We start from the raw sequence: 7,925 nt of genomic DNA on the forward strand, positions 1-7,925 counted from the left end.
TGGCGGCCAGCTGGCCGCAGGCGCCGTCGATCTCCCGGCCGCGGGTGTCGCGGACGGTCACCGCGACGCCGTGCGCGGCGACGCGGCGAACAAACTCCTCCTGCACGCCGGGCCGGGACGCGGTCCACTTCGAGCCCGGCGTCGGGTTGAGCGGGATCAGGTTCACGTGCACGAGGTGGCCGGCCAGCAGCGAGCCGAGCAGGTCGGCGCGCCACGGCTGGTCGTTAACGTCCCTGATCAGCGCGTACTCGATGGAGACGCGCCGCCCGGTGACGGCCTCGTAGTCCCACGCCGCGTCAAGCACCTCGGCGACCTTCCACCGGCGGTTCACCGGGACGAGCTCGTCGCGGGCCTCGTCGTCGGGCGCGTGCAGCGAGACCGCGAGCGTGACCGACAGCTTTTCCGCGGCCAGCCGATTGATCGCCGGGACCAGGCCGACGGTGGACACGGTCACCGAACGCTGCGAGATGCCGAGCCCGGACGGCACCGGGTCGGTCATCCGGCGGACCGCGCCGAGCACGTTCTTGTAGTTCGCCAGCGGCTCCCCCATGCCCATGAAGACGATGTTGGAGACGCGCGCGTGCCGCTCGCCCGCCACGACCTGGGCGACGATCTCCGCGGCGGACAGGTTCCTGGTCAGCCCGGCCTGGCCCGTCGCGCAGAACGGGCAGCCCATGCCGCACCCGGCCTGCGACGACACGCACATGGTCACCCGGTCGGGGTACTTCATCAGCACCGACTCGACCAGCGCGCCGTCGAACAGCCGCCACAGCGTCTTGCGCGTCGCGCCGTCGTCGCAGGAAAGTTCCCGCTCGGGAGTCAGCAGCCGCGGCAGCAGCTCGCCGGCGAGGGCCGCGCGCGTCGCGGCGGGCAGGTCGGTCATGTCGTCGGGCGAATCGGTGTGCCTGCCGAAGTAGTGCCGCGACAGCTGATCCGCGCGGAACTCGCGTTCCCCGAGCTCAGCGACCGCGCGCCGTCGCTCCGCCAGCTCCAGGTCGGCGAGATGACGAGGTGGACGAGACACAGCGGCTCCGTTCGCGTAAAAATGGGGATTGACCTACCGATATTACCTCTATGTGAAGGCTTGATCACGGAGGGCAAACTAGGCGATATTGGGGATATGGCAATTATGCGGTCAGGACCCGACCCGTACCCGCAAGTAGCCACGCTGCTCGACAGTGTGAGCCCTTACGGGAGCCGGCGGCTGACGGTCGAGTTCGACGGCGCCACCACGGCTGCGTACCTGCACGACGAGACGACAGTGATCGCCGCTACCTGGATAGCCAACCATGTGCGCGCGCCGCGCACTACCGACCCAAGCAGGCTCAACGCGGGGCAGGCGCCGGTTATGCCCGCCTCCCGCACCAACCATCCGCGCGGCAGGCCGCCGCTTGACCCGGTGACGCTGCAGGCGCTGTGGTTCGAGGAGGGTGACGGCGTCGCGCTGCTCGAGCGCGGCACGCTGCTCGCGGTCATCCCCGGCTGGTCGGACATGAGCCGCGGCATGCCCGGCTACAGCAGGGACGTGATCGGCCAGACGCCGTTCGGCTGGTCCCTCGACGACGCCATCGAGGGTCTCGGGCCGCGGGTCGAGCGCGCGAGGGAGTTCTGGGAGTGGCGTAACTCCGCGGCCGGCTGGGGCCAATTCCAGCAGGCGACGCTCGCCCACCTGACCGCGCGACTCGGTCCTGGCGCGCACTACTGGGATGGCGCGCCGGGCAGGCGCCCGTCGATCGGGATCTCCGAGCGGCCGCCGGCTCCCGGGCGGCCGTACACCGTGCTGTCGACCATCGGGATGAGCGCGCAGCGGATGCCGGTCGTCGAGCAGGTGATCGACAACCCGGCCGGGTACTCCAGGGTCGAGCTCGCCGTCGCGACCACGCTGCCGCCGGGAGTGGCCGCCCTGGTGTTCTTGTGGCTAGCCGGATACCCGTGGCGGGCCGTGACCTGGTTCGGTCCCGGTCACAGTGTCCGCTGGTACGACAAGCCGTCGACCTTTCCGCTCGGCGGCGGCCACGAGGCCGTGCTGCTGCTCGACGACCCGTCCGGGCTTCCCGGGCCGCCACCTCCCGACATGTCCGGCCTGTCGGTCGACGGTGACCCGGTGCGGTGGCTCTGGATAATTCCTATTTCGGAACGATCCCGGCTCCTTGCCAAGGAACGTGGCTCCGCGAGCCTCGTCAGCCGGCTGGCGGTGGAACACCGCGGCTGGATCGTCAATCCTCCAGCCACGGCGCTCCGGTAACGCGGGGGTTGCGGGGGGCCGGGCCCCCGCAACAGATAGCGCTATGCGTGAATGTGCAGGTTCACGCCGAGCAGGACCAGCCACCACAGCAAGATCGCGAGGACCGCGCTGGCCAGCACGCGCAGCCAGGCGAGGCTAAGGTAGCCGTGGTCCCAGGCGATAAAGCCGCCGATGACCAGGTAGACGAATAGAACGAGGCGGCCAAGCCATCTTCCTGACATGTCCCTCGACTCCGTTCCGGGTATTCCGCGGGGATTTCCTGCCCGACAAGTCCCGTAAAAAACGGCGAGTAAACATTGGCCGGAGAGCCATCCCTGGACCGTTCCGGATAAGTAAAAGCAGTCACCGGAGCTGCACGGAAAGGCACGACGCTAACCTCAGCGCAGGAATACCGCCAGCAACAGCCATGCGACCGGAGCGCTAAGAAGCAGCGAATCGATGCGGTCCAGGATCCCGCCGTGGCCCGGCAGCAGTGACCCCATGTCCTTGATCTCCAGGTCCCGCTTGATCATGGACTCGGCGAGGTCGCCGCACACCGCGGCGGCGACCACGGCCGTGCCGAGGATGGCGCCCTGCCACCAGTAGCCGTGCAGCGCGACCGGCATCACGATCGTGCCCGCCGCGATACTGGCGACGGCGGAGCCCGCCAGGCCTTCCCACGTCTTCTTCGGGCTGATGGCGGGGGCCATCTTGTGCGCGCCGCTCCTGCCGAGCGTGATGCCGGCGAAGTAGCCGCCTATGTCGGTGCAGATGGTGATGATGATGAAGGCGAGCACCCGGCGTCCGCCGTCGTGCGGCGTGAGCATCGCGGATACCGTGGCGCCGAGCAGGCCCAGGTAGGCCGCGGCGAACACGGCGGCGGTGACGTCATTGACGTAACCTTTAGTCCCGCCGAACAGGCGCCAGATCAAAATCGCGACCAACGTCAGCGCGAACGCGGCCATGACGGCGCCGCCAGCGGCCCAGTAGGCGCACGTCACCATCGCGGCGCCGCCGAGCGCGACCGGGATCGCCGGCATCTTGATGTCACGGGACTTCCGCAGCGCCGTGTCCAGCTCGTGCAGCGCCACCAGCAGGGCCGCGCCCATGTAGATGAGGAACGTCGCCTTGACCGTAAACAGGGTGATCAGCGCCGCGCCGCCCATGAGCACGCCGACCCAGATCGCGGCGAAGAGGTTCCGGCCGGTCCTGATGCCCCCGTTAGGCGGGGTCGGCTCCGTCGGCGTCGTGCCCTCGGGCGCGGTGCTTGCGGCGCTCACACCTCGAGAAGCTCGGCTTCCTTGTGCTTGAGCAGCTCGTCGATCTGCGCGACGTACTGGTCGGTGAGCTCCTGCAGGTCACGCTCCGCGCGGCGCACCTCGTCCTCGCCGGCCTCGCTGTTCTTCATCAGCTTGTCCAGCGCGTCCTTGGCGTGCCGCCTGACGTTGCGGATGGAGACGCGGCTGTCTTCGGCCTTGGACCTGGCGGTCTTGATGTACTCGCGGCGGCGTTCCTCGGTCAGCTCAGGAAAGACCACGCGAATAATCACGCCGTCGTTCGACGGGTTCACACCGAGGTCGCTGTTCCTGATCGCCTTTTCGATCGCGCCGAGGGAGTTCTTGTCGAACGGCTGGATCACGACCATCCGCGGCTCCGGCACGTGGAAAGACGCGAGCTGGTTGAGCGGCGTCTGGGTGCCGTAGTACTCGGCGGTTACCTTGGCGAAAATGCCCGGATGGACGCGGCCGGTGCGGATGTTGCTGAAGTCTTCCTTCGCGACCGAGACGGCCTTGTCCATTTTCTCCTCGGCTTCGAGGAGGGTGTCATCGATCATCGTTACGGCTCCTGTGCGCACAAGAGAGTGCCGATCGGCTCGCCCCGGACGGCCCTCACCACATTACCCGGCTCCATCAGTTCGAAGACGACGATGGGGAGTTTGTTGTCCCGGCAGAGGGCAACCGCCGTCGCGTCCATCACCTTCAGCCCGCGGCTGAGGTACTCACCATAGTCCAGCCGCGGGAACCTGGTCGCCCCTGGATTGGTCCGCGGATCGGCGTCGTACACCCCGTCTACCTTCGTGCCCTTCAGCAGCGCCTGCGCCTTGATCTCCAGCGCACGCTGCGCGGCCGCGGTGTCCGTAGAGAAGAACGGCGCGCCGAGCCCGGCGCCGAAGATCACGACGCGGCCCTTCTCCAGGTGCCTGATCGCGCGCCGCGGGATGTACGGCTCCGCCACCTGCCTCATCGTGATGGCGGTCTGCACCCGCGTGTCGATGCCGTGCTGCTCCAGCGCGTCCTGCAAGGCCAGCGCGTTGATCACCGTGCTGAGCATGCCCATGTAGTCGGCCCGCGCCCGGTCGATGCCCCGCTGCGCGAGCGCGGCGCCACGGAACATGTTCCCGCCGCCGACCACCGCGGCGATCTGCACGTCCTGCGCGCGCGCCTCGGCGATCTCCTCGGCCAGGTGCGCCACCACGTCGGGCGAGATGCCCAGCGACTCGCTGCCAGCGAACAAGGCGCCGGAAAGCTTGACTACCACGCGGTGCCAGCCGGCGTGGCTGGTCCCGCATTCTCGTCCGCTCTCCGGCGCCCAGTCGTCAGGCATGCGGTTGTCCGCCTCGTCTCGGGCCGCTGACCGGCCTCGTGCCGGGCCTCAGGCCTGACCGACCTGGAACCGGGCGAAGCCACGCACGGTCACGCCGTCGGCCTTGAGCACCTGCGCCACCGACTGCTTCGGCTCCTTCACGAACGCCTGCTCGGTGAGCACCACGTCCTTGTAGAAGGCGCCCACCCGGCCCTCGACGATCTTCGCGATCGCCTGCTCCGGCTTGCCCTCGTCGCGGGTGATCTGCTCGGCGATCCGGCGCTCCTTTTCGGTCACGTCGGCCGGCACCTCGTCCCGCGTCACGTACTGCGGGCGCATCGCCGCGATCTGCTGGGCCAGGTCCCTGGCCACGTCCTCGCTCGGCTTGTCCAGCTGCACGAGCACGCCGAGGGTCGGCGGCAGGTCACGGTCGGAGCGGTGCAGGTAGCTGGTCACGTACCCGCCCTCGAACCGGGCGTAGCGGCCCAGCTCGATCTTCTCCTTGATCAAGGAGCTGGCCTCCTCGATGAGCTGCTCGACGGTCTTGCCCTGTCCGGCCTCGGTGGTCAGCAGGGCGAGCCGGTCGGTGACCTTGTTCGCCAGCGCCGCCTCCGCGATCTTGCCCGCCAGCACCTGGAACTGCTCGTTCTTCGCCACGAAGTCGGTCTCGCAGTTCAGCTCCACGAGCACGCCAGCGCTGTTCCCGTCGAGCTCGGCCGTCACCAGGCCGTTGCCCGCCGTGCGGGCGGCGCGCTTGCCCGCGTCCTTGACGCCCTTGCGCCGCAGGATCTCGATGGCGGCGTTCAGGTCGCCGTCGGCCTCCTGGAGGGCGTTCTTGCAGTCCATGATTCCGGCGCCGGTCTGCTCCCGCAGCCGCTTCACGTCAGCGGAGGAGAAATTCGCCATGTCCTGATCCCTCGTTCGTCAGTCTTTGTCTCGTCATCGTTGGCGGTCGCCGGCGGCTTGCCTGCAGCTTGCCGACGGCAGGTCTTGCCTCACGGGAAGCTGCAGGCGGCTTTTCTGCCTCTGCTCCTCGCGCGGTTACTCGGCGACTTCGGCGACCTCGGCCTGCGCCTCGGCCACCTCGGCCGGCGCCTCGGCCACCTCGGCCTGCGCCTCGGCCACTTGCTCGGCGGCCGGCCCGGTCTCGCTCACCACGTCGCCCTCGAGCGCCGCCTCTTCCGCGGCGTCCTCCGCCTCGGCAGCGGCCTCATCCGCCTGGGCGTTCTCGGTCTCCGCGGCCGCCACGGCCTCGGCTGGCGTCGTCACGGCCGCCACGGCAGCGCCGTCGGGGGCCGCGGCCGGGTGGCCCTCGAGCAGGTCCCGCTCCCACTCAGGCAGCGGCTCCTCGCTGGTGAACTGGTCGTCGGCCGGCTTCTCGTCGCCGTCCGACGCGCCGGCCCGTGCGATCAGGCCGTCCGCCACCGCGTCCGCCACCACCCGCGTAAGGAGTGCAACGCTGCGGATGGCGTCGTCGTTCCCGGGAATCGGGTAGGTGACCTCGTCCGGGTCGCAGTTGGTGTCGAGAATGCCCACGACCGGGATACCCAGCTTGCGCGCCTCGCTGACCGCGATGTGCTCCTTCTTGGTGTCCACCACCCAGATCGCGCTCGGCACCCGCGCCATGTCCCTGATGCCGCCCAGCGTCCGCTCGAGCTTGTCCCGCTCGCGCTTGAGCTGCAGCAGCTCCTTCTTGGTCATGCCGGATCCGGCCACGTCGCCGAAGTCGATCTCCTCGAGCTCCTTCAGCCGCTGCAGCCGCTTGAACACGGTGGAGAAGTTCGTCAGCATGCCGCCCAGCCAGCGCTGGTTCACGAAGGGCATGCCCACCCGGCGCGCCTGCTCGGCGATCGCCTCCTGGGCCTGCTTCTTGGTGCCGACGTACAGGATCGTGCCGCCGTGCGCGACGGTCTCCTTGATGAATTCGTATGCGCGGTCGATGTAGTCAAGCGACTGCTGCAAGTCGATGATGTAGATGCCGTTGCGCTCGGTGAGGATGTAACGCTTCATCTTCGGGTTCCAGCGCCTCGTCTGGTGGCCGAAGTGGACGCCGCTCTCCAGGAGCTGCTTCATGGTGACGACCGGGGCCATCGCTACGGTCCTTCCTTACAGTGCGCGCGGCATTTTGGGTGCTGCGCGCGGCTCGGTTATCTCCTGGTGCCCGCCGTTTGCATCCGCACCGTGCAGCCGGCCTAGTGGCCGGCGGACCGAGTGGTGCGGTTCCGCGTCCCCCGGGCAATCCCTTGTCAGGCGCCGGGGTCGTGCGGGTACGGGCACGCGAATTTTGGCCGCTGCACCCGCTCATGAGGTGCGGGTGCGGAGCGACCGTTACCTAGGATACTTCAACCGGCGCGGCGTTAGGCGCGCGGATGCGCCTGACGGTAGCTCGCCTTCAGCCGCTCCGCGGATACGTGCGTGTAGATCTGGGTCGTCGCAGGCGAGGAGTGGCCCAGCATCTCCTGGACACTGCGCAGGTCAGCGCCGCCTTCGAGCAGGTGGGTAGCGGCGGTGTGCCGGATCGCGTGCGGGCCGGCGTCCCTGACCGCCTGCGCTCCACGAGCGACCTGTTGATCTCCGTCCGCCGCCTCACCGGTCAGCATTCCGGCCAGGTCGGCGAGGTTAGCGTCACGCAGCCGAGCGTGCACGATCCGCCGGGCGGTGCGCGGATCGAGCCGGCCGCCGCGCGCCCCGAGGAACAGGGCTGTCCCGCTCCGTGAGTTGGCCAGCACCGGCCGCCCCAGCTCCTCCCATCTGGCCACCGCCCGCACCGCGGGCACGCCCACGGGAACGACCCGCTCCTTGCGCCCCTTGCCGAGCACCCGCACGGTCCGCCGCCCGGCGTCGAGCCCCCCGGCGTCCAGCTCGCACAGCTCACTCACCCGGATGGCCGACGCGTACAGCAGCTCGAGGACGGCGGCGTCGCGCATGGCCGCCGCCGCGGCGGTACGCTGCCCGGCGGCGAAGCCGCGCAGGGCCCGATCCTCGCAGTCCGCCAGCACCGAGTTCATCTCTTCCCTGCGCAGCACCTGCGGCAGCACGCGATGCGCCTTCGGCGTGCCGAGCTGCGGACCGGGATCGGCGGCCAGCCACCCCTGCCGGTGCGCGAACGAGGTGAACG

Annotated in this window: 9 protein-coding genes; 1 reads left to right on the forward strand and 8 read right to left on the reverse strand. The window is 69.2% G+C overall.

The annotated features are described in order from the left end of the window. Positions 1 to 1,024 (reverse strand): 23S rRNA (adenine(2503)-C(2))-methyltransferase RlmN (gene rlmN, locus WA805_RS13585; RefSeq protein WP_425242513.1); only part of this gene is annotated, 1,024 nt, incomplete at its 3' end. A 105-nt stretch (positions 1,025 to 1,129) separates the two neighbouring features. On the opposite strand from rlmN, the gene WA805_RS13590 reads away from it, so the two are divergent. Further along, entirely contained in the window at positions 1,130 to 2,245 is a 1,116-nt protein-coding gene (locus tag WA805_RS13590; protein ID WP_425242514.1) for a suppressor of fused domain protein, read from the forward strand. Positions 2,246 to 2,286: 41 nt separating this feature from the next. On the opposite strand, the gene WA805_RS13595 is transcribed toward WA805_RS13590, so the two are convergent. The 7 genes from WA805_RS13595 to WA805_RS13625 form a co-directional block, all read right to left on the reverse strand. Continuing rightward, positions 2,287 to 2,466, reverse strand: coding sequence for a hypothetical protein (locus WA805_RS13595; protein WP_422280086.1), 180 nt, complete (start codon positions 2,464 to 2,466; stop codon positions 2,287 to 2,289). A 156-nt stretch (positions 2,467 to 2,622) separates the two neighbouring features. Further along, on the reverse strand, positions 2,623 to 3,504 hold the full coding sequence (locus WA805_RS13600; RefSeq protein ID WP_422280084.1) for a phosphatidate cytidylyltransferase: 882 nt from the start codon (positions 3,502 to 3,504) through the stop codon (positions 2,623 to 2,625). Next, complete coding sequence (gene frr, locus WA805_RS13605; protein ID WP_422280082.1) at positions 3,501 to 4,058, reverse strand: ribosome recycling factor; 558 nt, start codon at positions 4,056 to 4,058, stop codon at positions 3,501 to 3,503. Before frr ends, WA805_RS13600 begins: the two co-directional genes overlap by 4 nt. 2 nt (positions 4,059 to 4,060) lie before the next feature. After that, positions 4,061 to 4,828 carry a UMP kinase gene (pyrH, locus tag WA805_RS13610; RefSeq protein ID WP_422280080.1) on the reverse strand — a complete coding sequence of 256 codons (768 nt, stop codon included), beginning with the start codon at positions 4,826 to 4,828 and terminating at the stop codon, positions 4,061 to 4,063. Between the two features lie 48 nt (positions 4,829 to 4,876). Next, a complete protein-coding gene (gene tsf / locus WA805_RS13615; protein ID WP_422288994.1) occupies positions 4,877 to 5,713 on the reverse strand; it encodes a translation elongation factor Ts in 837 nt (278 codons plus the stop codon). A gap of 135 nt (positions 5,714 to 5,848) precedes the next feature. After that, positions 5,849 to 6,898, reverse strand: a complete 1,050-nt coding sequence (gene rpsB, locus WA805_RS13620; protein ID WP_422288993.1) for a 30S ribosomal protein S2 — start codon at positions 6,896 to 6,898, stop codon at positions 5,849 to 5,851. Positions 6,899 to 7,164: 266 nt separating this feature from the next. After that, positions 7,165 to 7,925, reverse strand: a 761-nt coding sequence (locus tag WA805_RS13625; RefSeq protein WP_424560561.1) for a tyrosine-type recombinase/integrase, incomplete at its 5' end; no start/stop codon positions are given.

This window comes from Trebonia sp. (assembly GCF_049794275.1).
GTDB lineage: Bacteria > Actinomycetota > Actinomycetes > Streptosporangiales > Streptosporangiaceae > Trebonia.

Coding starts and splice junctions, on each gene's coding strand:
- frr (WP_422280082.1), bottom strand. CDS start 4,058: ATGATCGATGACACCCTCCTCGAAGCCGAGGAGAAAATGGACAAGGCC.
- WA805_RS13590 (WP_425242514.1), top strand. CDS start 1,130: ATGCGGTCAGGACCCGACCCGTACCCGCAAGTAGCCACGCTGCTCGAC.
- WA805_RS13595 (WP_422280086.1), bottom strand. CDS start 2,466: ATGTCAGGAAGATGGCTTGGCCGCCTCGTTCTATTCGTCTACCTGGTC.
- pyrH (WP_422280080.1), bottom strand. CDS start 4,828: ATGCCTGACGACTGGGCGCCGGAGAGCGGACGAGAATGCGGGACCAGC.
- tsf (WP_422288994.1), bottom strand. CDS start 5,713: ATGGCGAATTTCTCCTCCGCTGACGTGAAGCGGCTGCGGGAGCAGACC.
- rpsB (WP_422288993.1), bottom strand. CDS start 6,898: ATGGCCCCGGTCGTCACCATGAAGCAGCTCCTGGAGAGCGGCGTCCAC.